This is a genomic window from Alteromonas sp. LOR, from assembly GCF_000753865.1.
In the GTDB taxonomy this organism is placed as follows: domain Bacteria; phylum Pseudomonadota; class Gammaproteobacteria; order Enterobacterales; family Alteromonadaceae; genus Alteromonas.
Genome location: NZ_JQFW01000057.1, coordinates 1 through 617, shown reverse-complemented (window position 1 = coordinate 617; position 617 = coordinate 1). Strand labels below are relative to the sequence as shown.

Sequence of the window (617 nt, the reverse complement as noted above, 5' to 3'; positions counted from 1 at the left end):
GGACAAATACACGTAGGCTTCCCTCGCTTTGCTCGGTATTTTAGCCTACGTATATTTGCCCGTTATGCGAATCGTTATGTTGCAAAAGGAGATGCAGAGTATGAATCAAGTAAAAAGTAATTTTCAAATAATGGCCGCGACAGTATCGACGCTTTATTTTGGATTATTTGCGTACGGGGCTTTTTTATTCATCCAAGAGTTTGAAAGTATATTTGACTCTTTCGAAGCCGAATTACCCATTCAAACTTCTATATTAATTGGCTCTTATCGTTACTGGGGCATTTTAGGTTTAATCTCAGCTTTTATTCTTTATAAAGTGAGTAAAGGTAAAAGTAACAAATCAATGAAGCTATTAATTTGGCTATTTGTGTTGTCTTTATTATTAGTGCCATTTGCTATTTGGGGTATTTATAGCCCTGTACTGGAAGGCAGTGGTCAACCTGCAACATAACAAGAATTTAAAGCGGGACTGCTAACAGTTTGCTCGATACCGCTTCGCTACATATTTAAGCAAACAATTATCAGCCCCTTAAATGGGCGTTATATGACAAGGATGTATTAATGAAAAGTTTAATTTTAGCGTTTGTAGCTACACTCCCATTATTAGGTTGTTCTGG

At 36.6% G+C, this 617-nt stretch carries 1 protein-coding gene; it reads left to right on the top strand.

The annotated features are described in order from the left end of the window. Positions 1-100: 100 nt before the first annotated feature. The gene (locus JV36_RS0117060) at positions 101-451 is read left to right on the top strand and encodes a hypothetical protein (protein WP_032096749.1); all 351 of its coding nucleotides are present in this window, start codon (positions 101-103) and stop codon (positions 449-451) included. Positions 452-617: the final 166 nt, after the last annotated feature.